The 20,206-nt window shown below is 71.4% G+C and carries 24 protein-coding genes; 7 read left to right on the top strand and 17 right to left on the bottom strand.

Annotated features, from left to right (window positions below; all coding sequences use genetic code 11):
* The first annotated feature begins 117 nt into the window (after nt 1-117).
* Both ACZ4LX_RS34700 and ACZ4LX_RS34705 read left to right on the top strand, forming a co-directional pair.
* Complete coding sequence (locus tag ACZ4LX_RS34700) at nt 118-573, top strand: VOC family protein (RefSeq protein WP_467650676.1); 456 nt, start codon at nt 118-120, stop codon at nt 571-573.
* 240 nt (nt 574-813) lie between these two features.
* On the top strand, nt 814-1,311 hold the full coding sequence (locus ACZ4LX_RS34705; RefSeq protein ID WP_467650634.1) for a GNAT family N-acetyltransferase: 498 nt from the start codon (nt 814-816) through the stop codon (nt 1,309-1,311).
* 63 nt (nt 1,312-1,374) lie between these two features.
* Here the strand turns inward: ACZ4LX_RS34705 and ACZ4LX_RS34710 are convergent, their stop codons facing one another.
* From ACZ4LX_RS34710 to ACZ4LX_RS34720, 3 genes are all read right to left on the bottom strand, one after another.
* Complete coding sequence (locus ACZ4LX_RS34710; protein WP_467650635.1) at nt 1,375-2,637, bottom strand: GNAT family N-acetyltransferase; 1,263 nt, start codon at nt 2,635-2,637, stop codon at nt 1,375-1,377.
* Between the two features lie 63 nt (nt 2,638-2,700).
* Nucleotides 2,701-3,771 carry an asparaginase gene (locus tag ACZ4LX_RS34715; protein ID WP_467650636.1) on the bottom strand — a complete coding sequence of 357 codons (1,071 nt, stop codon included), beginning with the start codon at nt 3,769-3,771 and terminating at the stop codon, nt 2,701-2,703.
* A gap of 46 nt (nt 3,772-3,817) precedes the next feature.
* Complete coding sequence (locus ACZ4LX_RS34720; RefSeq protein WP_467650637.1) at nt 3,818-4,444, bottom strand: RsiG family protein; 627 nt, start codon at nt 4,442-4,444, stop codon at nt 3,818-3,820.
* A 116-nt stretch (nt 4,445-4,560) separates the two neighbouring features.
* Between ACZ4LX_RS34720 and dtd the strand changes: the two genes are divergently transcribed.
* On the top strand, nt 4,561-5,010 hold the full coding sequence (gene dtd / locus ACZ4LX_RS34725) for a D-aminoacyl-tRNA deacylase (RefSeq protein ID WP_467650638.1): 450 nt from the start codon (nt 4,561-4,563) through the stop codon (nt 5,008-5,010).
* A gap of 73 nt (nt 5,011-5,083) precedes the next feature.
* Here dtd and ygfZ read toward each other — a convergent pair whose 3' ends face one another.
* The 6 genes from ygfZ to ACZ4LX_RS34755 form a co-directional block, all read right to left on the bottom strand.
* A complete protein-coding gene (gene ygfZ, locus ACZ4LX_RS34730; protein ID WP_467650639.1) occupies nt 5,084-6,049 on the bottom strand; it encodes a CAF17-like 4Fe-4S cluster assembly/insertion protein YgfZ in 966 nt (321 codons plus the stop codon).
* Nucleotides 6,050-6,103: 54 nt separating this feature from the next.
* On the bottom strand, nt 6,104-6,559 hold the full coding sequence (locus ACZ4LX_RS34735; RefSeq protein ID WP_467650640.1) for a Fur family transcriptional regulator: 456 nt from the start codon (nt 6,557-6,559) through the stop codon (nt 6,104-6,106).
* A 158-nt stretch (nt 6,560-6,717) separates the two neighbouring features.
* Nucleotides 6,718-7,290, bottom strand: a complete 573-nt coding sequence (locus ACZ4LX_RS34740) for a heme-binding beta-barrel domain-containing protein (RefSeq protein WP_350998230.1) — start codon at nt 7,288-7,290, stop codon at nt 6,718-6,720.
* Between the two features lie 260 nt (nt 7,291-7,550).
* Nucleotides 7,551-8,522, bottom strand: a complete 972-nt coding sequence (locus ACZ4LX_RS34745; RefSeq protein WP_467650641.1) for a hypothetical protein — start codon at nt 8,520-8,522, stop codon at nt 7,551-7,553.
* Entirely contained in the window at nt 8,519-9,379 is an 861-nt protein-coding gene (locus ACZ4LX_RS34750) for a hypothetical protein (RefSeq protein WP_467650642.1), read from the bottom strand. Before ACZ4LX_RS34750 ends, ACZ4LX_RS34745 begins: the two co-directional genes overlap by 4 nt.
* Nucleotides 9,376-10,020 (bottom strand): hypothetical protein, encoded by a 645-nt coding sequence (locus tag ACZ4LX_RS34755; protein WP_467650643.1) that lies wholly within the window; start codon nt 10,018-10,020, stop codon nt 9,376-9,378. Before ACZ4LX_RS34755 ends, ACZ4LX_RS34750 begins: the two co-directional genes overlap by 4 nt.
* A 414-nt stretch (nt 10,021-10,434) precedes the next feature.
* Between ACZ4LX_RS34755 and ACZ4LX_RS34760 the strand changes: the two genes are divergently transcribed.
* A complete protein-coding gene (locus ACZ4LX_RS34760) occupies nt 10,435-10,797 on the top strand; it encodes a DsrE family protein (protein WP_467650644.1) in 363 nt (120 codons plus the stop codon).
* 165 nt (nt 10,798-10,962) lie between these two features.
* On the opposite strand, the gene ACZ4LX_RS34765 is transcribed toward ACZ4LX_RS34760, so the two are convergent.
* From ACZ4LX_RS34765 to ACZ4LX_RS34800, 8 genes are all read right to left on the bottom strand, one after another.
* Nucleotides 10,963-11,325 (bottom strand): DUF3099 domain-containing protein, encoded by a 363-nt coding sequence (locus ACZ4LX_RS34765; protein ID WP_467650645.1) that lies wholly within the window; start codon nt 11,323-11,325, stop codon nt 10,963-10,965.
* Between the two features lie 219 nt (nt 11,326-11,544).
* The gene (locus ACZ4LX_RS34770; protein ID WP_018490348.1) at nt 11,545-11,832 is read right to left on the bottom strand and encodes a DUF1416 domain-containing protein; all 288 of its coding nucleotides are present in this window, start codon (nt 11,830-11,832) and stop codon (nt 11,545-11,547) included.
* A 50-nt stretch (nt 11,833-11,882) separates the two neighbouring features.
* Nucleotides 11,883-12,728: a sulfurtransferase gene (locus tag ACZ4LX_RS34775; RefSeq protein WP_467650646.1), complete on the bottom strand. Its 846-nt coding sequence runs from the start codon at nt 12,726-12,728 to the stop codon at nt 11,883-11,885.
* A gap of 156 nt (nt 12,729-12,884) precedes the next feature.
* On the bottom strand, nt 12,885-12,992 hold the full coding sequence (locus ACZ4LX_RS34780; RefSeq protein WP_351392369.1) for a putative leader peptide: 108 nt from the start codon (nt 12,990-12,992) through the stop codon (nt 12,885-12,887).
* Nucleotides 12,993-13,252: 260 nt separating this feature from the next.
* Entirely contained in the window at nt 13,253-13,948 is a 696-nt protein-coding gene (locus tag ACZ4LX_RS34785; RefSeq protein ID WP_467650647.1) for an LmeA family phospholipid-binding protein, read from the bottom strand.
* A gap of 149 nt (nt 13,949-14,097) precedes the next feature.
* Nucleotides 14,098-15,513, bottom strand: a complete 1,416-nt coding sequence (locus ACZ4LX_RS34790; protein WP_467650648.1) for a hypothetical protein — start codon at nt 15,511-15,513, stop codon at nt 14,098-14,100.
* A 10-nt stretch (nt 15,514-15,523) separates the two neighbouring features.
* On the bottom strand, nt 15,524-15,778 hold the full coding sequence (locus ACZ4LX_RS34795; protein WP_467650650.1) for a MoaD/ThiS family protein: 255 nt from the start codon (nt 15,776-15,778) through the stop codon (nt 15,524-15,526).
* A 53-nt stretch (nt 15,779-15,831) separates the two neighbouring features.
* Nucleotides 15,832-16,707, bottom strand: a complete 876-nt coding sequence (locus tag ACZ4LX_RS34800; protein ID WP_467650651.1) for an alpha/beta hydrolase — start codon at nt 16,705-16,707, stop codon at nt 15,832-15,834.
* A 301-nt stretch (nt 16,708-17,008) separates the two neighbouring features.
* Between ACZ4LX_RS34800 and ACZ4LX_RS34805 the strand changes: the two genes are divergently transcribed.
* From ACZ4LX_RS34805 to ACZ4LX_RS34815, 3 genes are all read left to right on the top strand, one after another.
* Nucleotides 17,009-17,812 (top strand): response regulator transcription factor, encoded by an 804-nt coding sequence (locus ACZ4LX_RS34805; RefSeq protein ID WP_467650652.1) that lies wholly within the window; start codon nt 17,009-17,011, stop codon nt 17,810-17,812.
* A gap of 24 nt (nt 17,813-17,836) precedes the next feature.
* The gene (locus ACZ4LX_RS34810; RefSeq protein WP_467650653.1) at nt 17,837-18,886 is read left to right on the top strand and encodes a LacI family DNA-binding transcriptional regulator; all 1,050 of its coding nucleotides are present in this window, start codon (nt 17,837-17,839) and stop codon (nt 18,884-18,886) included.
* Nucleotides 18,887-19,041: 155 nt separating this feature from the next.
* Nucleotides 19,042-20,178, top strand: coding sequence for a S1C family serine protease (locus ACZ4LX_RS34815; RefSeq protein ID WP_467650654.1), 1,137 nt, complete (start codon nt 19,042-19,044; stop codon nt 20,176-20,178).
* Nucleotides 20,179-20,206: the final 28 nt, after the last annotated feature.

Here is a 20,206-nt window from a genome sequence, read left to right on the forward strand (position 1 = left end):
GCGGCTGGACAGTACAACCGGAAGACAGCCCAGCAGGGCGTCAGTCAGACCCAGAGCCACAGCCACCGGAACCTCAGTATCAGCATCAATGTCAGACCTGTCTGGGACGCTCCGGGCATGGAGATGACCGTGCAACTGACGATCGACTGCTCCGATCCCCGGAGGATGGTGGCCTTCTGGGCCGAGGCCCTGGGCTACGTGCCGGAGCCTCCCCCCAGCGGGCACGCCACCTGGCGCGCCTACTGGACGGCCGCCGGTGTGCCCGAGGCGGAGTTGCCGGACGGTGCCGGGGATGTCCCGGAGTCCATCGTCGATCCGTCGGGCCGCGGGCCGAGAGTGTGGTTCCAGCAGGTGCCGGAGGAGAAGGCCGTCAAGAACCGGTGGCACTTCGACCTGAAGGTCGGTGGGGGCCTCGACGTCCCGCTGGACATCCGCGCCCAGCGGGTCAAGGCCACGGCGGAACGGCTGGTCCAAGCCGGCGCCACCGTGCTGCGGATCAGGGACGAGCCGGAGACGGGGCTCTGCGCGGCCGCCATGCAGGACCCTGAGGGCAACGAGTTCGACATCGTCTGAGGCCCGTTGCGGCGGGGCCGGGCCGCAGCCGTTCGTTCACGGCACCGCCGCCCCGCAGCGGAGGGGGCGGGCGGCTGCCCCGACTCGGTGGCCGCAGTCTGGCGCCTCGCCCCGTGCGACGCGTCCGGATCTCTACGGCCCGGGTGACCGATCTCCTTCCGTCCAGGTGCCGAAACTCCTTCGGTCCGGGGGCCGAATCTCCTTCGCCCCCGGCTGACGGCACGCCCTATGCTCGACGCCATGATTGAGACAGAACGGCTCTCTCTGCGGCCTCTCTCGGCCTCGGATGCTCCCGCGTTCGTCGATCTTCATGCCGATCCGAGAGTCAATCGATTCGTCGGAAGCTACTCCCCGCAGCAGGCGCTGGAACGGCTCGGCCGAATCGAGCGGCAGTGGGCCGAACGCGGGCACGGCCTGTGTGCCGTGGAGCTCAGGTCCAGCGGCGAGTTCATCGGGCGATGCGGCCTGCAGTACTGGCCGCAGTTCGACGAGGTCGAGGTGGCGTGGGTCTTCAAAGCCGGGCACTGGGGGCACGGATACGCGACCGAGGCAGCCCGTGCCTGCCTGGAATGGGGCTTCGCCGGTCTCGACGCCGAGTACTTCACCGCCCTCATCAAGCCGGGGAACCTGCCGTCGGTGAAGGTGGCCGAGCGGCTCGGTTTCTCACCTCGGCGGGAGGAGGAGCTGGACGGCTGTCCGGTCACCGTGTACGCGCTGAATCGTCCAGCGGGTTCGTGACGCGGCGGCGCGGCAGCCGCCGTGCCGCATCCGGCCGCGCCCCCCAGAACGCGTCCGCACCCCCTAGAACACATCCGGGCACCAGGCCCGCCGCCCCGCCCGCAGTACCGCGTCCGCCTTCGCCGCCGCCCCCGGGGTCAGCTCCTCGACACGGCCCAGGGCCGCCAGCCGCAGGGGCGACTCGTCACCCAGGTAGAGCGTGCCCAACTCCCTTACGTCCATGGCCAGATCGGCCGAACGCGTCGTCGGGACGCAGGTGGCACCGTCCGGTGCGGCCTCCAGGTGGAAGCGGCCCGCGGTGAGACCCGTCGTGTCGTGGATGTCCAGGACGAGGGAGCCGGGGACCGTGTAGGTGCGGGCCTCCAGGGCGCGTACGACGTCGAGGATCCGGACCCACATGAAGTCCGCGTGGGTCACCACGCGGGCCGCACGCGGGTCGGGGAGGTGGAGCGGGAGCAGGTCGTCGGGGGCGCGGTGGCCGGTACGGATCGTGGCGATCCAGTCGACCGAGCAGAGGAAGTGCCACAGCGCCCGCTCCGCCGCCGTCGTCGCCGCGATCAGGCTGCGCACCGTCGCCCGGTTCAGCGGCTGCTTGGCATCGCCCCAGTGGTCGTCGGCGCGGTAGACCAGCAGACCGTCCACCGTGCCGTCGGGCCCCCGGTAGACGGCGTAGAACGGCTCGGTCCACGGGTCGTTGGGGAAGAGCGCCTGACCGGTGCTGATGTCCCACCAGCGGTCGCCCCGGCTCACCACCCCGTGCCGGCTCGCCCGCAGCCGGTCGTGCAGAGCCGCGCCCACCTTGCGCACCTCCGCACCGTCCACCAGATCGATCCGGCCGCCGTCCTCGGCCGACGGGACCCGGCGGTGCGGGTCGAGGCCCGTGCGGGGGACGTCGACCTCCCACTCCGTGGTCCAGGTCGCCGGGCCGAAGCCGTACCGCCCGTAGATCGGGTACTCGGCGGCGATCAGTGTCGCGGCCACGTCCCCGCGCTCCTTCGCCGCCGCCAGGTCCGTGGCCATCATCCGCGTCAGCAGCCCGCGACGCCGATGGGTCGGCGACACCGTCACATTGGTGACCGCGTCCGTCGGCACCGTCGCGCCGCCGACGACCGTCAGCTCCTGCGCGAACGAGCGGAACGTCGCCACGCACCGCCCCTCGTCGAACACCCCCTGTGTGCGCGCCAGGTCCAGGTACGGCAACCGCCCCGCCACCTCCTCGTCCGACGGTGTCGGCGCGCGCAGGAAACCGGTGTTCAGGGCGCGCAGCCAGTCATGGAGTTCGGATTCGGCTATGGGGCGGATGTCGAGAATGCCGAGGGTGCTCATCCGTCCAACGCTAGGCGGGTGGAACACTCATGTCACCGTCTTTTCGGGTGGCCCGCCCGGCGGTCAGAACGCCGCCCGGACCTCCCCGACCTGCTCACTGCCGCCCATCAGCGGCGCCCGGCCGATCCGCGGGACCACCGGGGCGTCGACGCCGAGCAGCCCCAGTGCGCGGGCCAGCACCGGGCCCAGCGCCCGGGTCGAACCGTCGTCGATCTTGAAGGCCAGGGCCCGGCCGTCCGCCAGCGCCACCGCCTGGACCGCCTCCGCGCCCATCTTGGACAGCGCCCCCGGCACCTCCCGCATCAGCCAGGTGTCGGGGCGCCGGGTGCCGGCCACGTACTCGGGGTGGGCGCGCATCGCGTCCGCCACCCGGCGCTCGGCCGTGCCCTGCTCCGCCGTGACGAACGTACGGAACGCCCGTGCCAGACCCACCAGCGACAGCGCCATCAACGGCGCCCCGCAGCCGTCCGTGCCGACCGCCGCGACCTGCTCGCCCGCCGCCTCCTCCACGACCTGGAGGACCAGCCGCTGGAGCGGGTGCGCCGGGTCGAGGTAGGTGGCCGTGTCCCAGCCGTTGCGCAGGCACACCGCGAGCATCGCCGTGTGCTTGCCCGAGCAGTTCATCGTGATCCGCTCCCGGACGTGACCGGCGGCGAGATACGCCTCCGCCTCCACCGGGTCCAGCGGCAGATCGGGCGGGGTCTGCAGATCGTCGGTCGACAGCCCGTGCTCGGTGAGCATCCTGCGTACGAGATCGAGGTGGAAGCCCTCGCCCGAATGACTCGCGGCGGCCAGCGCCAGCCGCTCCCCGGACAGGTCCAGACCGGCTCGCAGCACTGCCGCGGCCTGCATCGGCTTGTTGGAGGAACGCGGGAAGACCGGGGCCGACGGATCACCGAGGGACAGCTCCACGCTGCCGTCGGCCGCCAGCACGACCAGGGAGCCCCGGTGGTGCCCCTCGACGAAGCCGGACCGGACGACCTCGGCAAGCACCGGAAGGCCGGGAAGGCCGGAAACACCGGGAGCCGCGCCGGACAGGCCGTCGGATGTGCTGCCGGACAGGCCGTGGGACGCGCCGCCGGACAGGCCGTCGGATATGCCGGACGGGGACGACGGGGCTGCGCTGGAGGTCATGGTGGCCTTCCGGGGACGGGCGGGACCCGCCCCCGGAAGGATCGCTTCAGGCGAGCAGGTCGTCTACTTGTGCTTCCCCGTCACGGTACCTGCGGGCGATCTCCGCACTGCAATCGTCCGCGGTGCGCTGGAGCCGGTACCGGCGCCGGGAAACCTGCTGTTCGTAGCGGACCAGCCGTCCCATGGCGGTGTGCAGCTCTTCGTCCGTCCGGGCGTCGAGATCGGAGAGTCCGACCTCGGCGAGCGTCTCCGCCGCCAGCTGCCGGTACTCGTCGCTGCGCGGCGTGCTCAGCGTGACGTGCCTGGCGGAGGAGCGGTGCAGCGACGGGGCGTCCGCGAGAATCTCCGGGAGCCGGTCCACCACCGGGGACTCCGGGTCCCGCCGCCGTGCGAGCTCGGCCCGCAGGATGTCGATCCGCCCCTGGACGAGCCGCCGCACATAGCTGAGGTCGGCCTCGTCGCGCTGGGACTCCCGCCGCAGTGTGCGCAGCTCCGGCAGCCGCAGAACACCCAGATCCGGCGGGGGCGAGCCGGCGGCCCCGTCCTCGGAACCGTGTCCGGTCCGCTGCACGGGTGGGCGCATCGTGCTCGTACTCGTACCGGATCTGTTGTCGGCGCCGGGGCGCGTGACCGGCGGTGCGCCCGGGGACTGCCCGGTTCCATGCATGCTCATGCTTGTGTCCATCCCCTCGACCGGTGCGTCGGCGCACCGCCTGTGTGCATGGTGCCACTCCGAGGAGCCCAATGGGGTTGCTCTGTACCCGTTCAGCCCAAGATAGGTTGGTCTGTATGCGTGCAGTGATACAGAGGGTGGACGGCGCGAGCGTCACGGTGGCGGACGCCGCGGGCGAGGGCGGCGGTTCGGCGGTCGTCGGCGAAATCGTGGGCGAGGGGCTGTGTGTGCTGGTGGGAGTCACCCACGGCGACACCGCGGAGAAGGCGGCCCAGCTCGCCCGCAAGCTCTGGTCGGTCCGCGTTCTGGAGGGCGAGAAGTCCTGCTCCGATGTGAATGCGCCGCTTCTGGTGATTTCGCAGTTCACTCTCTACGGGGACGCCCGGAAGGGCCGCAGACCCACGTGGAACGCCGCGGCACCCGGCGAGATCGCGGAGCCGCTGGTCGACGAGGTCGTGGCGCAGCTGAGGGCCCTGGGCGCGCGGGTGGAGACGGGCCGGTTCGGGGCGGACATGCGGGTCTCGCTCACGAACCACGGCCCGTTCACCGTCATCGTCGAGGTCTGAACCGGCGGGCGGGGCGCCCGGGAGGCGGTCGCCGCGGCTGAGCTCCCCGGCCGCCCGCCCTGCCGGGCACGGTCTACGGCTCGACGACCGTCTCCTGGGACGCCGCCGTGTCGCCGGCCAGCAGCTCCGCGTCGACCGCCACGTTCCGCTTCACCAGGGCCAGGGCGATCGGCCCCAGCTCGTGGTGGCGGGCGGACGTGGTGATGAAGCCGAGCTGACGGCCCTCCGCCCCGTCCGCGGCGAGCCGCACCGGGGTGCCGTGTCCGGGCAGCAGCACCTCGCTGCCGTCCAGATGCAGGAAGACCAGCCGTCGGGGCGGCTTGCCGAGGTTCTGGACCCGGGCCACGGTCTCCTGGCCCCGGTAGCAGCCCTTCTGGAGGTGGACGGCGCCGGGGATCCAGCCCAGCTCGTGCGGGATGGTGCGGTGGTCGGTCTCGAACCCGAGCCTCGGGCGGTGGCCCTCGACGCGCAGCGCCTCGTACGCCAGCACCCCCGCGACCGGGCCGTGCGCCGCCGCGTACGCCTCCAGGCTCTCGCGGGGCAGGAACAGGTCGCGGCCGTACGCCGTCTCCCGTACTACGGCACCGTCCGGCACCTCGGCGATCGAACCGGCCGGCAGGTACACGACCGCGAAGTCCTCGGTGCGGTCGGCCACCTCGACCCGGTAGAAGAACTTCATCGACTCCAGATAGGCGATCAGCTCGCCCCGGGTGCCCGGCTCGACGTGTATCCACACGGTCTCGCCGTCGTCGACGAGATACAGCGCGTGCTCGATGTGCCCGTTCGACGTGAGGACCAGGGCCTCGGTGGCCTGGTTCGGGGCGAGTTCGCTGACGTGCTGGGTGATCAGGAGGTGCAGCCACGCCAGCCGGTCGCTCCCGGTGACGGTCACGACACCTCGGTGCGAGAGGTCGACGAGACCGGATCCGTCGGCGAGGGCGCGCTGCTCGCGGAACAGGTCGCCGTAGTGCGCGGCGACGCCTTCGTCGCGGCCCTCGGCGGGGACGGCGCCGGGCAGGGACAGCAGGGGGCTCTTCATGCGACCAGCGTACGACCCGGAGATCCCCCGCGGACTCCGGAGATCCCCCACGGACTACGGACCGGGCGCCGGCTCCGGAGCCGTATCGGCCGCCTTCGCCGCGCACTCCGCGCAGCGGCCGAAGATCGCGAAGTGCTTCATGTCCGTCTCGAAGCCGAACATGCCGCGCAGCTTCTCGGTGAACTCGGCGACGACGTCGACATCGGCCTCGATGACGTTCGTGCAGTCCCGGCAGACCAGATGGATGTGATGGTGGCGGTCGGCCAGGTGGTACGTCGGAGCGCCATGGCCGAGATGGGCATGGCTGACCAGATCCAGCTCCTCCAGGAGCTCCAGGGTCCGGTACACGGTGGAGATGTTCACGCCGGACGCGGTCCGGCGCACCTCGGAGAGGATGTCGTCGGGCGTCGCGTGTTCCAGTGTGTCGACGGCTTCCAGGACAAGCTGCCGCTGCGGCGTCAGCCGGTACCCACGCTGCCGGAGATCGGTCTTCCAGTCGGTGCTCACCACAGGCTCCAGTGTAGGTCCGGGTGGACGCACGGCCAGGGGTGTCCGCCGGAACGAACCAGGGAACAGGTCCGGGGACGGACCGCGGAACGAACCTCGGGACGGCCCCCCTCAAAACGGGCTTCCCGAGGGGCCCCGCGGCTTCTCGCGGCTACTCGCGGCTACTTGAAGAAGGCGATTCCGTCGTCCGGGAGGTCACCGAGGCTCTTCGCCATCGCCGCGACCTCCTCCGGGGTGACGACCTTCTTCAGGTGCGCCGACATGTACGGCCGCAGCTCGACCTCCGGCGTGGACTTCTCGCCCACCCACATGAGGTCGCTCTTCACGTAGCCGTAGAGCCGCTTGCCCCCGTTGTACGGGCCGGAGGCCGCTGTCCGGGCCACCGCGTCGGTGACCAGGTCGATCTGCGGCTTCTGGTGGCCCAGCTCGCCGTACCAGATCTCGATGACGCCCTGGTCGCGGACCATGACGACCTCGACCTTGCGGTCCTTGTCGATGCGCCAGTACCCGGACTCGGACTCCAGTGGCCTGACCTTGTTGCCCTCGGCGTCCAGCACCCAGGAGTGCGAGGTGTACTCCAGGAAGTCCCGGCCGTCATGGCTGAAGGAGACCTCCTGGCCGAAGTTGCACTTCTCGGCACCGGGGAAGTCGGACACGCCCGCGCCCGCCCAGTTGCCCAGGAGGAAGGCCAGCGGGACGAGGTCCGGGTGGAGGTCGGACGGGATCTCGATCATGAGCGGCTCAGACGATCTGTGAGGCGGGAGGCGGGGACGCCGGGAACGGGAGAGGGATTAGCGCTGACCCTGGTACAGCTTCTTCACGGTCACGCCGGCGAAGGCGAGAACGCCGACGCAGACCAGGACCAGCAGGGCGGAGAAGAATGCCTCAAGCACGGGAGCTCCTTGAACGAGCGGTATGGCGGCAGTACAGGGCCGGGCCCCAGCCTAATGGGTGGGGTCCCGGCCCGCCGGTTCGGGGCGTGCCGCGGGGCGGCTCAGCCCAGCAGCTGGTTCTGCAGGATCAGCGTCTGATGGAAGGGGACGCGTGGCGTCCCGCCACCGCCCTCGCGGGACTGCGTGACCAGGGCGACGGTGTCGCCCGCGATCACATAGCCCTGCCGGGCCTGGGCCGCGCCATAGGGCTTCGGCTCGGCGTACACGTACGACGCGGTGTCCGCCACCTTCCCGCCGCCCGACCACGCCTCGTCGAGCTCCGTCGTGGCGGCCCCGGCCGGCGGATCACCGCCCGTCGACCCGATGAAGCGGCTGTCGCGGAACGCGTCGGCGTCGGCCGCCGAGTTGAACTGGAGCAGATAGACCCGGCTCGACGTGCCGTCCGGCATGGTCCAGCCGCGTGCCGCGATGTGGCGCAGAGCCCCGTCACGCAGGGTGTCGGTGATATCGGCACGGGAGGCTTCCGCGTACTCCGAGACGAACTGCCGGGTGCTCACCCAGCCACCGGTCAGCTTCTTGTCCGCCGTGGCTCCGGCCGGGGCCGGGAGCAGCAGTTCGCGCAGGTCGGCGTGGTGGGTCTCGGCCGTGTTGCCCTCGCTGAAGGGGCGGGGCGCGCCCGCCGGCAGCGCGGGCAGGCTCAGCCGCGGGTACTCCCAGCGGCCGTCGCCCTCGGTGGCGAGCCCCGGCACGTCGGTGCGTTCCATCGAGGTGATCCGGTACGCCGTACCGGCACCTGCCCCGGCGAGTACCAGCACGGCGACGGTCCACCGGGCCACGGCCCGCAGCACCCGGCGCGGCGGCCTGGGCGCGGCGGTCGGCAGGGGCGACGGGGGTGGCAGCGGCGGCATGGCCGGTACGGGCGGAAGCTGCTGCGGCAGCGGGAGGGGAGTCGGCACGGTCCCGGCAGGGGCCGGCACTGGGTCGGTGGCCGGTGCGGGATCGGCGGGGGCCGGTGCGGGGTCGGTGGCCGGCGCGGTCCCGGCAGGGGCCGGTGCGGGCGTCTGCTCGGTCATACGTACTCCCCCGGGGACGTGATGTGGTTGAGCTGGTCCTTCACCAGTTCGGCCACGGCCGACCTGTCGAAGGGCTTGGTCCCGGACGCCGTGAAGGTGAGCATCGCCTCGCCCTCGTACGCCATGCAGAACATGCCCTCGATCCGCAGCTTGCCGTTCTTGGGCTTCAGGTAGCAGGTGGCGTTCTTCTCGTGGCCACTGACCGACGGACCCTTGCGGAAGATGCCGACGCTCCCGAAGAGGCCCGTCTGGAATCCGTAGGAGTCCCGGACGGCCTTCCTGTCCTTCACCCGCACCAACTGGGTCACGACGACCAGGTCGTTGTCGTTCGAGGCGTACGTCCGGATGCCGACCCCTCGCACATGCAGCTTGTCGAGCCTCTTCTCGAACTCCCGGCGCTTCCTGCCCGACAGTCCTCGGCCGGATTCCTTCATCTTGGCGGTGGCCGCGGGTCCGCTGAGCTCGGCGTCGTTCCCGTACGCCCCGGAGTCCGGGCCGAGCCGGTAACCGGCGGGAACGGGCAGCAGCAGCTTGCTCATCCCGGTGGAGGCCCGTCCTCGCGCGATGTCCCCGGCCGGGTCCTTGCCCGGTCCGTGCGCGGGCTTCTGCCAGAGAGCGGTACCGACCGTGCGGTCCGCCCCGTCGACGGTCGCCTTCGTGTACACGGCCGAGCCGGCGACCGCGGCGAGCACCAGCACGACGGGGACCGTCGCGAGGACCACCCGGCGGGCCCTGCCCCTCCGGGCGGGCTCGGGGGCGAGGTCGGGTGCGGCTGTGTTCAGCGAGGCGGGCGCGCGTTCGGCCTCGGTCTCGGGTGCGGGGCCGGGGAAAGGCGGGAGGGTCACGTCGTCGTTCACAGGCGCTCCAGCTGTCGCTCGGCCAGCGTCCGGATGTCCTTCTTGCTGATCGACGAGCTGTCGAAGATGTTGATGTCGACCATGACGTCACCCCGGTGGAAGATCGCCCTGGCGTGGTAGAGCGGCAGATAGCCGGCTTCGCGCTCGACCGGGAAGACGTAGTAGCGGCCGGTGGCGCTGCCCTTGAGCGCGGAGCCCTCGTTGCCCGCGCCGTGTTCGGGGTCGGGCATGTACGAGCGCTGGTCCTCCGCGTGCGAGGCCGCCGCGGCGCCGGAGTGGAACTGCACCAGACAGACGCCGGCCGTGCGGTCCTCATCCTTCTTCCATACCCTGGCGGCGACCCGGCGGATGTCCCTCTCCAGGAGGGCGCTGTACATGTAGTCCTCGTCCTCGAAGCCGAGCACGTAGTCCTCCACGCCCATCCACCCGTCCTTCGTGAGCGTGGACGGGCTCTTGTCGTCCTGCCACCCGGCCGGCCGGGGAGCGATCAGCTTGCGCAGATCGCCGTCCGTCCGGACCCGGCGGTCCTGCGACGCCGGCAGCGGGTCCGGTTCATGGCCGGCGGGCAGCGCCTTGGCCGGGTACGCGAGATCCGGCTGCGAGAGCGCGGCCAGCGGGGTCGGGGCGCGCCCGGCCTGCACTTCGTAGCCGACAGCGGTGCCACCGGCGATCCCGAGCAGCGCGGCGGCGGTGACGATCAGCGTCGTACGGCCGCGCGGGCGCCGCTTCGCCGGGACGGCCTGCGGACCGGACGGCTCCTCGGCAGCGGCGACAGGGGCGCGGGCGCCGGTACTTCGAGCGGCGGCGACACGGGCGCGGGCACTTCCGGAGCGCTTCCTTCCGGAGCGTTCTCCTCCGGAGCGCGTTCCTTCACCACTGCCTGATCCGCCGCCCCGACCTGCGTGAACGACTGGACCGGCCCGTCAGGAACCGCGTCATTCGGGTTCACAATGGGTCCCCCCTTGAGACCTGAGGCGCAGATTCCGTTACCTGCACACAGCACTGACCTGCCGCCCCCCGGTGAGGTTGTGCTGCGGAGGATTACAGTTCGGCATATGCCGAAGAAGCTCGTGATCAAGGTGACCGCAGGCGCCGACTCCGCCGAGCGCTGTTCGCAGGCGTTCACCGTGGCGGCGGTCGCCGTCGCCAGCGGCGTGGAGGTCTCGCTCTGGCTGACCGGGGAGTCCGCCTGGTTCGCCCTGCCGGGGCGTGCCGCCGAGTTCGAACTCCCGCACGCGGCGCCGCTGCCGGATCTCATCGAGTCGATCCAGGCGGCCGGCCGGATCACGCTCTGCACCCAGTGCGCGGCCCGCCGCGACATCACCGAGCAGGACGTTCTGGAAGGCGTACGGATCGCCGGCGCTCAGGTCTTCGTCAGCGAGATCATGGCCGACGGCGTGCAGGCGCTCGTCTACTGACCGGGCGGGTACCGGCCGGGGCTGTTCCGACAAGGACCTGTTCCTACCGGGCCGGTTACTGACCAGAGCTGTTCCTACCGGGCCGGTAACCGACCGGGGAGGAACTACCGGGCCGGTAACCGACCGGACTGTTCCTACCGGGACCCTTCCTACCGGGCCGGTCCGTCAGCGGCGGCGCTTCCTCTTGCCGTCGAGCTCGTCCCACCACGCGTCGGACTCCGGATCACCGGTGGGGCCCGTCGGGCCCGTGGGTCCCGCGTTGCCGCCGGGTCCCTTCGGGTCGTCCTTCCCGGGCGGCCGGGGCCCGGTCCGGGACCTGGAGCCCGGAGCGGGCTCGTCCCACCAGCGGTCCTCGGGACCCTTCCGGTTGGCGACCATCGCCGCGACGGGCGGGATGACCATCGCCACGACGCACATCGCGATGGCGGCGGGCATCGACCAGAGCCTCACAAAGGCCCAGGCCGAGACGAAGAGGACGAGGCATCCGCCCATCATCAGGAAGTAGGCGCGCCGGCGACGGCGGTACATGAATCCAGCGTAGGCCTGATCCGCGTGATCGGCCGCTCCTGGCCCGGCCGGATCTCCACCCGGCCCCGACCGCGTCTCCGGCCGGCCCGAGCCAGGTATCCGTCCGGACGGCGCGAAGGGCCGCACCCCGGTTCAGAAGGCGTCCAACCCCCTGGGGTGCGGCCCTTCGGCCGGTCATCCGCGGAGCAGCGAGGGCTCCGGGACGGTCGCGCGACGTCCCTAGACGGCGATGGCCACCTCGGAGAGGCCGCCCGTCTGTGCCACGACCGTGCGGTCGGCGCTGCCGCCCGGGACCAGGGCGCGCAGCGTCCAGGTGCCCTCGGCCGCGTAGAAACGGAACTGTCCGGTCGCCGAGGTCGGGACCTCGGCGGTGAACTCGCCGGTCGAGTCCAGCAGGCGGACGTAGCCGGTGACGGGCTCGCCGTCGCGGGTCACGCTGCCCTGGATGGTGGTCTCACCGGGCTTGATCGTCGAAGCGTCGGGGCCGCCGGCCTTTGCTCCACACATGGCGTTCTGTCCTTCTGGTCGGGGGTCGTGCCGGTCCGGGTCGTGCGGGGTTACTTGTTGGCGCCGAGCTCGATCGGCACGCCCACGAGGGAGCCGTACTCGGTCCACGAACCGTCGTAGTTCTTGACGTTCTCCTGGCCGAGCAGCTGGTGCAGCACGAACCAGGTGAGCGCGGAGCGCTCACCGATGCGGCAGTACGCGATGGTGTCCTTCGACAGGTCGACCTGCTCGCCCTCGTACAGGGCCTTGAGCTCGTCGTCCGACTTGAAGGTGCCGTCGTCGTTGGCGTTCTTCGACCACGGGATGTTGCGGGCGCTCGGCACGTGGCCGGGGCGCTGCGACTGCTCCTGCGGGAGGTGGGCCGGGGCGAGCAGCTTGCCGCTGAACTCGTCGGGCGACCGCACGTCGACCAGGTTCTGGCTGCCGATGGCCTTCACGACGTCGTCGCGGTAGGCGCGGATCGACTCGTCCTGCGGCTGGGCCTTGTACTGGGTGGCCGGGCGGGACGGGATCTGGTCGCCGTCGACCAGGTCGCGGGAGTCGAGCTCCCACTTCTTGCGGCCGCCGTCGAGCAGGCGGACGTCCTGATGGCCGTAGAGCTTGAAGTACCAGAACGCGTAGGACGCGAACCAGTTGTTGTTGCCGCCGTAGAGGACGACCGTGGTGTCGTTGCCGATGCCCTTGTTCGACAGCAGCTCCTCGAAGCCCGCCTGGTCGATGAAGTCACGGCGGACCGGGTCCTGGAGGTCCTTGGTCCAGTCGATCCGGATCGCGTTCCTGATGTGGTTCTTCTCGTACGCGGAGGTGTCCTCGTCGACCTCGACGAGGGCGACCTTCGGGTCGTCGATGTGGGCCTCGACCCAGTCGGCGTCTACGAGGACGTCACTGCGGCTCATTCTGTTCTCCTCCGGGGCAGTCTGCGGCGAGATGATGCGAGGTTGGTGCGTGATGCGGATGTGCCGGCACGGATTCGGCTCGTGCGCGAGGGGCATCGGAACGGCCCCGACGTAACGGTCGAAGGGCCGGTGACGCGGGAAATCGACGTATCCCGCTCAGACAGTGCGACAGAGCATGGCGGCGACGCGGCACAGGTCCACTGCCCGCCGCTTCGTGAGATCCGCCTGTCCCCGCTGCCGGAGACCGCTAATAGAGCACTGCATGGCACCGATCGTAGGGATGTACGGGTGGCCATGTCACCGTCGTGTCGTATATTGAGACACGATCGTCCGGAATGCGAGATGTGCATGCGTGCGCGAGCCGTTCGCGTCCACCGCCGGACGCGCCGGGCCGGTCGAGCATCTGCGGAACGGACTACGCCGTCTCAATATGTGGCGCCGGCCCGATCGGTCCGGATCCCTGCTCCGCAGGAGGTCCTTCCCTACGGACGGACACCGCGCTGCCTACCCGGCCGCGACGGGTGTCATCCGGCGAGGCGTACGTCGGTTCCCGTCACGGAGATCTCCAGCCCTTCGGCGGTCGGCTGGATCTTCTCCAGCTTCAGGCCGTTCGGGAGGGTGCCGACCTCGCGCTCGAAGTCGGTCTTCTCGCGTACGACCTTTTCGAGCCCGGGGAATCCCTCACCCGGCACCTTGTCCGCGCGCACCCGGACGGTGTGACCGTCGATCAAGGTGACGGTGGACAGGACACTGCGCGAGACCGTCCGGCCGACGACGGGAATGGTGACCGTACCGGTCACTTTCACCTTGCCGTTGCCGCCGTACTCGACGACGACGCCCTCGGAGGCGGCCTCGGTCAGGTCCTTGTACGAGATGACGGCCGTCCCGTCGGCGTGGGCGGCCGTGGCGCCGGAGAACCCGTCGGTCAGCCGTACCTGGCGCAGTTCCGCGTCCATCCTGCTGATCCGCAGCGCGTGGCCGCCCGCGGTCGCCTCGATTCCGCTGACCTTCACGTCGACCTCGTCGAGTTCCGACCCGGCGACCTGGGTCAGGAACGGGAAGCCCTTGATGGAGACCTCCGTGGAGTCGGTCCGCGCCCCGGAGACCACCACCCGGTCCGCGGCCTCCGACTCGGCGAAATACACCGCCGCACGGTCCACGGCGATGAACACGCCGGCCAGAACCACCACGACGACCAGCAGTATTCGCAGTGCACGCATGCCTGTCCTCCCCCGCCCCGTCCATCCGGACCTCCGGCGCCCGTGAGCCTACTGCGGCCACACGATCACGCCCCGGGGAACCGACGTGCGGAAGCCCCCCGTCGGTTCCCCGCGGGAGGCTTCGGCATGCCGGTTGTCGCGGTACGCCCCTACGTGAGAGCGCGCCCGATCAGATAGACCGCCGGGGCGGCCGCGGTGAGCGGGAGGGCCACTCCCGCGGTCATGTGCACGAAGCGTGACGGGTAGTCATAGCTCGCCACCCGCAGCCCGATCAGCGCACAGCCACCGGCGGCCAGGCCGAGCAGCGCGCCCTTGGCCCCCAGGTCGGTGACGGCTCCCGCCGCCGCTCCGGCCCCCGCGGCGACGACGAGCGCCGCCACGACCGAGGCCGGTCCCGGCAGCGGGAGCGCCCGGACGAGCACGGCGGCGGCGACGGCCACACCGCCGGCCGTCACAGCGTCCGGGACGGCCGCGAGGTGCCCGGCTGCGAGTACGGTCAGCGCGGCCGAGGCGACCGCGGCCATCAGCCCCTGCATCCGCTCGTCGGCACCGGCCCGGCTGCGCAGCTGGAGCACGACGGTGAGCAGCACCCAGACGCCGAGGGTGCCCAGGATCGCGGCCGGACCCTTCTCCCGGCCTGCCGCGAGCAGCGCCACATCGGCGACGAGGCCGCCGGCGAAGGCGAGCGCGATGCCCTGGCGGGCCGGCCACATGCCGTTGAGCCGGAACCACCCTGCCGCGGTGACCGCCTGGAGCAGCACGAGCGGGACGACCAGGGCGTACGGCCCGACCGCCGCCCCGAGCGCGAGCAACAGCCCGAGCCCCGCGGTGATCGCGGCCGGCTGCATACCGGGCGCGATGATCGGCGAACGGCCCTCGGCACGGGCCCGCTGGGCGTCGGTGATCCGGCTGTTGCCCAGGGTGGTCGGCGCGCCGTAGCCGTCCTCGCCCTGTGCGGGGGCGGGGGCGGGGGCCGGGGCGGCCGGAGCGGGAGTGCTCCGGACCTCGGGGGGCAGCGGGTACGAGCCGGACGCCCCCAGCGGGGGCAGGTACGCGGTGTCATCGGCGGGGACCTGCCCAGGGGCTGCGGGCAGAACCGTCGGCGCGGACTGTGCGGGCTGTGCGGGCCGGATCGTCGGCTGGTACTGGGTGTCCCAGGTCTGGCCCTCCCAGGTCTGGGCGACGCCCTGGTCACCGGCCGCCCAGTCCGCCCCCGCCTGCGGCTGCGGGTACACGGCGGCCTGCTGGGGCGGCTGCGCGTCGTACGCCCCCTGCGGCGTCCCGTACATCGCCGCATCGCCCCCGTAGGGCGTCTGCTGCCCGTAGGAGGGGTCCGCGTATCCCTGGTCCGCGTACCCCTGGTCCGCGTATCCCTGCCCGGGGTGCGTCTGACCGCCGTACGACTGGTCCCCGTACGAGGGCTGCTGCTGTCCGTAGGACGACGGCGGCGGCTCCTGCCCGTACGACTGCGGCTGCCGCTGATGCGGTTCCTGCTGCCCGTACGGATGCGGATACTGCGGCTGCGGCTGCTGATGCTGTGGCTGCTGCTGATCGCTGCTGCTCATGTGCTGTGGTTCACCCTCCTGCGAACGGCGGGAGCACCTCGACCGTGCCGCCCTCGGCAAGGCGTACGGTCTCATGGCTCCGGGTCCCGACGGGGTCACCGTCGATGAGGAACGAACACCTTTGCAGTACGCGGCTCAGCTCTTCGGGGTGTCGTTCACGCACCCGGTCGAGCGCTTCCTTGAGCGTCGCAGCCATGTACGGCTCCTCCGCGGTTCCGGCCGCGGCCTTGGCGGCTGCCCAGTAGCGGATCGTTCCCGCGGGCATGGCGGCGCTCCTCTCGTCTCGCGTCAGCTCACGCATCGGCTTTCCATCATGGTTCACCGCGTCATCGCCCAGTCGGCGACGCGGGTGAGCAACGTCTCGTCCACCGCGTTCTCCGCGTGGCCCATGCCGGACTCCAGCCACAGGTCGGCGGCGCCGCCCGCCGCGTCGGCGAGCATCCTCGGGTGGTCGAGCGGGAAGTACGGATCCTGGTCGCCGTGCACGATCAGCAGGGGGGCCGGGGCGATCAGCCGGGCGGCCTCGACCGGGGAGAGCGGGACCGGGTCCCAGTCCTTGCGGTCGATCCGGGTACGGAAGCCGTACCGGCCGACCACCCGGCCGGCCGGCCGGGTGACCATCCAGTGCAGCCGCCGCATCGGGGCAGTACCCCGGTAGTACCAGCGCGCCGGAGCACTCACGGACACCACCGCATCCGCATGCGCCCGCCCGTGCGCTTCCGTGCGCCCCTCGGGCTCCCCCAGTGCATTCGGTGCCGTATACAGCGCCCCGTGCCGGAGCACCACGGAGCCGCCCATCGAGAACCCCGCCGTAACAACCCGCGTATGCCCGAGCGACCGCGCCCAGGCCACCGCCGCGGCCAGATCGAGCACCTCGCGGTCGCCCACCGTGGACCGTCCGCCGGAGCGCCCGTGCCCCCGGAACGAGAACGTGACCACCGCCGCACGCTGGGAGAACACCTCCACGGCCCGCCGCACCGCCGGGCGGTCCGCCGATCCGGTGAATCCGTGCGCGACGACGATCGCCGTGCCGGCGCCCCCGGCCTCCGCGTCTGCGGCGTCACCTCCCGTACACGGGTCGTACACCGCCTCGATCAGGACCCCGTCATCGGCTCGCAACGCGGTCCGCAGCGGACCGCGCGTGATCAAGGGAACAGAGGAACTCGGAAATCGCCCCTCGGACACAGAACTCATGTGGGCTATTCTGCTGGGAAGAGGATCCGGGCAAAGCAGCCCCCGGGTCCTTTTGTGCTTTCCGCGCGTTGTTACGGCCACGTTTCAACAAGCTCAGCGGTCCTGGGCGCGGACCGCACGCGTAAAACCCGTATGACGAAACGTCGTACGGACAAGCACGAATAAGCGTACGAAGCAGTGCCGCATACTCCCCCGGGTCCGACCCGGGAGTGCCCCTCTCGCAGGGAACGAGGAGGACCGACGTAATGGGCGAGCCAACCGTGCACGATCATCGACCGACGACCCAGGCAGGTGGGCGGCGATGAGTTCACTGCTGCTCCTGACGAATGCCCTCCAACCGTCGACGGAGGTGCTTCCCGCCCTCGGCCTCCTGCTGCACAGCGTGCGGGTGGCTCCCGCCGAGGGCCCCGCTCTCGTCGACACCCCCGGTGCCGACGTCATCCTCGTCGACGGACGCCGCGACCTGCCGCAGGTCCGCTCGCTCTGTCAGCTGCTGCGGTCCACCGGACCCGGCTGTCCGCTGATCCTCGTCGTCACGGAGGGCGGCCTCGCGGCCGTCACCGCGGACTGGGGAATCGACGACGTGCTGCTGGACACGGCGGGCCCCGCCGAGGTCGAGGCGCGTCTGCGGCTGGCCACCGGCCGGCAGCAGATCACCGCCGACGACTCCCCGATGGAAATCCGCAACGGTGATCTTTCGGTGGACGAGGCGACGTACAGCGCGAAGCTCAAGGGCCGGGTCCTGGATCTGACCTTCAAGGAATTCGAACTGCTCAAGTACCTGGCGCAGCACCCGGGCCGGGTCTTCACCCGCGCGCAGCTGCTCCAGGAGGTCTGGGGCTACGACTACTTCGGCGGCACGCGGACGGTCGACGTCCATGTACGGCGGCTGCGCGCCAAGCTCGGCCCCGAGCACGAGTCGCTGATCGGCACCGTGCGCAACGTGGGCTACCGCTTCGTCACACCGGAGAAGGTGGAACGGGCCGCCGCCGAGGAGGCGAAGAGCACCGCCGCGAAGGCCACGGCCGAAACCCTCACCCGTTCGGAGCAGCCGGAGGCGGCGGAGGTCACGGAAGAAGCCCCGATCCATCCTGCCAAGAGGTAGGTCCATCCGCGTAGACTGCCGCGCGTGGCCAAGGTGACGCGGGACGATGTGGCGAGACTGGCGGGGACGTCGACCGCAGTGGTCAGCTACGTCATCAACAACGGACCCCGGCCGGTCGCCCCGGCCACGCGCGAGCGGGTGCTCGCCGCGATCAAGGAGCTGGGCTACCGGCCCGACCGGGTCGCCCAGGCGATGGCCTCGCGGCGGACCGACCTCATAGGCATGATCGTGCCCGACGCCCGGCAGCCGTTCTTCGCGGAGATGGCACACGCGGTCGAACAGGCCGCGGCCGAGCGCGGGAAAATGGTGCTCGTCGGCAACTCCGACTACCGCGACGAGCGCGAGGTCCACTACCTGCGGGCCTTCCTCGGCATGCGGGTCTCCGGCCTGATCCTGGTCAGCCAGGGCCCCAGCGAGCGCGCGGCGGCGGAGATCGAGGCGTGGGACGCCCGGGTCGTCCTGCTGCACGAGCGGCCCGAGGCCATCGACGACGTCGCGGTCGTCACGGACGACGTCGGCGGCGCCCAGCTCGCCACCCGTCACCTGCTGGAGCACGGCAACGCGTACGTGGCGTGCCTCGGCGGCATGGAGTCGACCCCGGAGGTCGGCGACCCGGTCGCCGACCACGTCGAGGGCTGGCGCCGGGCCATGCAGGAGTCGGGCCGCTCGACGGAGGGCCGGCTCTTCCAGGCCCCGTACAACCGTTACGACGCCTACCGGGTGGCGCTGGGCATCCTCTCGGGCCCCGACCGCCCGCCGGCGATCTTCTGCACGACGGACGACCAGGCCATCGGAGTACTGCGGGCCGCGCGCGAGCTGCGGATCGACGTGCCCGGTGAGCTGGCGGTGGCGGGCTTCGACGACGTGAAGGAAGCCGGTCTGACGGACCCGCCGCTGACGACGGTCTTCTCCGACCGCCCGGCGATGGCACGGGCGGCCGTGGACCTGGTGCTCGACGACTCGCTGCGGGTGTCGGGCTCGCGACGGGAGCGGCTGAAGCAGTTCCCGTCGGCGCTCGTGGTCCGGCGCTCGTGCGGCTGCGGGGAACCGCCGGCCGCGCAGGTGCTCGCTTAGCGGACGGGGCGGGACGGGGGCGTACAGGGCCCGGCCGTTGTCGGGGCGGGGCGGCGAGCCCCGGTGCGCGTCCTTATATCGGGCATACGAGGTTCTGCCGGGCTTCTCAGCGGGTCCTCAGGGTCCTCTCATGTTCGCTGGACACTCTCGTAGACATGACAGAGAGCCAGCGCCCGAGCGGCGAGTACCCGATGTACCCCTCGTACGGCAACGGCGAAGCGGCCTATCCGCCGCCGCCGTCATACGAGCCCGTCCAGCCGGTCGCCATGGGCCCCGGCACCACGGTGTGGCCCGCCCCCGGCACGGCCGACGCGCACTCCGGCGGCTCGGGCCACGGCGGTGACGGTCTCCACGGGATGCCGCAGGCGGCGCCCGGACCGTCCGCCCCGCACCGCCGGGTCCGCCGGCCCGTCGCGCTCCTCGCGGCGGTGGCCATCGCGGCCGCGATCGTCGGCGGCGGCACCGCCACCGTGATCGGACAGCTCACCGACAACGACACCGCCTCCACCACCGGCAGCGGCGTCATCCCCGGCACCACCGTCTCCCAGAGCAGCAAGGGCACCGTCTCCGGCGTGGCCGCGGCCCTCTCGCCCACGATCGTCGAGATCGGCGCGACCTCGACCGCGGGCCAGTCCACCGGATCCGGCGTGGTCATCACGTCGGACGGCGAGATCGTCACCAACAACCACGTCATCGCGGGCGCCTCCTCCATCAAGGTCACCCTGAGCACCGGCAGGACGTACACCGCCGATGTCGTCGGCACCGACGCCGACAAGGACCTCGCACTGATCAGGCTCCAGGGCGCGAGCGGTCTGAAGACGGCCACGCTCGGCGACTCCTCCCAGGTCGCCGTCGGCGACCAGGTCGTCGCGATCGGCTCCCCGGAGGGCCTCACCGGCACGGTCACCAGCGGCATCGTCTCCGCACTCGACCGCGATGTCACCGTCGCCAAGGACAGCGACAGCGGCACCGACAGCGGCCAGGGCAGGCAGGGCGGCGGGCAGCAGTGGCCGTTCGAGTTCGGCGGACAGCAGTTCAACGGCGACACCGGCGAATCCACCACCACGTACAAGGCCATCCAGACCGACGCCTCGCTGAACCCGGGCAACTCCGGTGGCGCCCTGATCAACATGAACGGCGAGATCATCGGCATCAACTCCGCGATGTACTCGGCAAGTTCGTCCAGCAGCTCCAACAGCTCCAGCGCGGGCAGCGTCGGCCTCGGCTTCGCCATCCCGGTGAACACCCTCAAGGCCGACCTCGACACACTGCGCTCCGGCGACAGCTCCTGAGCCGCGCCGCGCGACGCCGCGCCACGGC

The sequence above is a fragment of the Streptomyces sp. NPDC026062 genome, from assembly GCF_055568375.1.

Bases quoted from the DNA above. Each gene is read 5' to 3' on its own strand.
- ACZ4LX_RS34700 (WP_467650676.1), top strand. From the start codon at position 118: ATGGAGATGACCGTGCAACTGACGATCGACTGCTCCGATCCCCGGAGG.
- ACZ4LX_RS34705 (WP_467650634.1), top strand. From the start codon at position 814: ATGATTGAGACAGAACGGCTCTCTCTGCGGCCTCTCTCGGCCTCGGAT.
- ACZ4LX_RS34710 (WP_467650635.1), bottom strand. From the start codon at position 2,637: ATGAGCACCCTCGGCATTCTCGACATCCGCCCCATAGCCGAATCCGAA.
- ACZ4LX_RS34715 (WP_467650636.1), bottom strand. From the start codon at position 3,771: ATGACCTCCAGCGCAGCCCCGTCGTCCCCGTCCGGCATATCCGACGGC.
- ACZ4LX_RS34720 (WP_467650637.1), bottom strand. From the start codon at position 4,444: ATGAGCATGCATGGAACCGGGCAGTCCCCGGGCGCACCGCCGGTCACG.
- dtd (WP_467650638.1), top strand. From the start codon at position 4,561: ATGCGTGCAGTGATACAGAGGGTGGACGGCGCGAGCGTCACGGTGGCG.
- ygfZ (WP_467650639.1), bottom strand. From the start codon at position 6,049: ATGAAGAGCCCCCTGCTGTCCCTGCCCGGCGCCGTCCCCGCCGAGGGC.
- ACZ4LX_RS34740 (WP_350998230.1), bottom strand. From the start codon at position 7,290: ATGATCGAGATCCCGTCCGACCTCCACCCGGACCTCGTCCCGCTGGCC.
- ACZ4LX_RS34745 (WP_467650641.1), bottom strand. From the start codon at position 8,522: ATGACCGAGCAGACGCCCGCACCGGCCCCTGCCGGGACCGCGCCGGCC.
- ACZ4LX_RS34760 (WP_467650644.1), top strand. From the start codon at position 10,435: ATGCCGAAGAAGCTCGTGATCAAGGTGACCGCAGGCGCCGACTCCGCC.
- ACZ4LX_RS34765 (WP_467650645.1), bottom strand. From the start codon at position 11,325: ATGTACCGCCGTCGCCGGCGCGCCTACTTCCTGATGATGGGCGGATGC.
- ACZ4LX_RS34770 (WP_018490348.1), bottom strand. From the start codon at position 11,832: ATGTGTGGAGCAAAGGCCGGCGGCCCCGACGCTTCGACGATCAAGCCC.
- ACZ4LX_RS34775 (WP_467650646.1), bottom strand. From the start codon at position 12,728: ATGAGCCGCAGTGACGTCCTCGTAGACGCCGACTGGGTCGAGGCCCAC.
- ACZ4LX_RS34780 (WP_351392369.1), bottom strand. From the start codon at position 12,992: ATGCAGTGCTCTATTAGCGGTCTCCGGCAGCGGGGACAGGCGGATCTC.
- ACZ4LX_RS34785 (WP_467650647.1), bottom strand. From the start codon at position 13,948: ATGCGTGCACTGCGAATACTGCTGGTCGTCGTGGTGGTTCTGGCCGGC.
- ACZ4LX_RS34790 (WP_467650648.1), bottom strand. From the start codon at position 15,513: ATGAGCAGCAGCGATCAGCAGCAGCCACAGCATCAGCAGCCGCAGCCG.
- ACZ4LX_RS34795 (WP_467650650.1), bottom strand. From the start codon at position 15,778: ATGCCCGCGGGAACGATCCGCTACTGGGCAGCCGCCAAGGCCGCGGCC.
- ACZ4LX_RS34800 (WP_467650651.1), bottom strand. From the start codon at position 16,707: ATGAGTTCTGTGTCCGAGGGGCGATTTCCGAGTTCCTCTGTTCCCTTG.
- ACZ4LX_RS34805 (WP_467650652.1), top strand. From the start codon at position 17,009: ATGAGTTCACTGCTGCTCCTGACGAATGCCCTCCAACCGTCGACGGAG.
- ACZ4LX_RS34815 (WP_467650654.1), top strand. From the start codon at position 19,042: ATGACAGAGAGCCAGCGCCCGAGCGGCGAGTACCCGATGTACCCCTCG.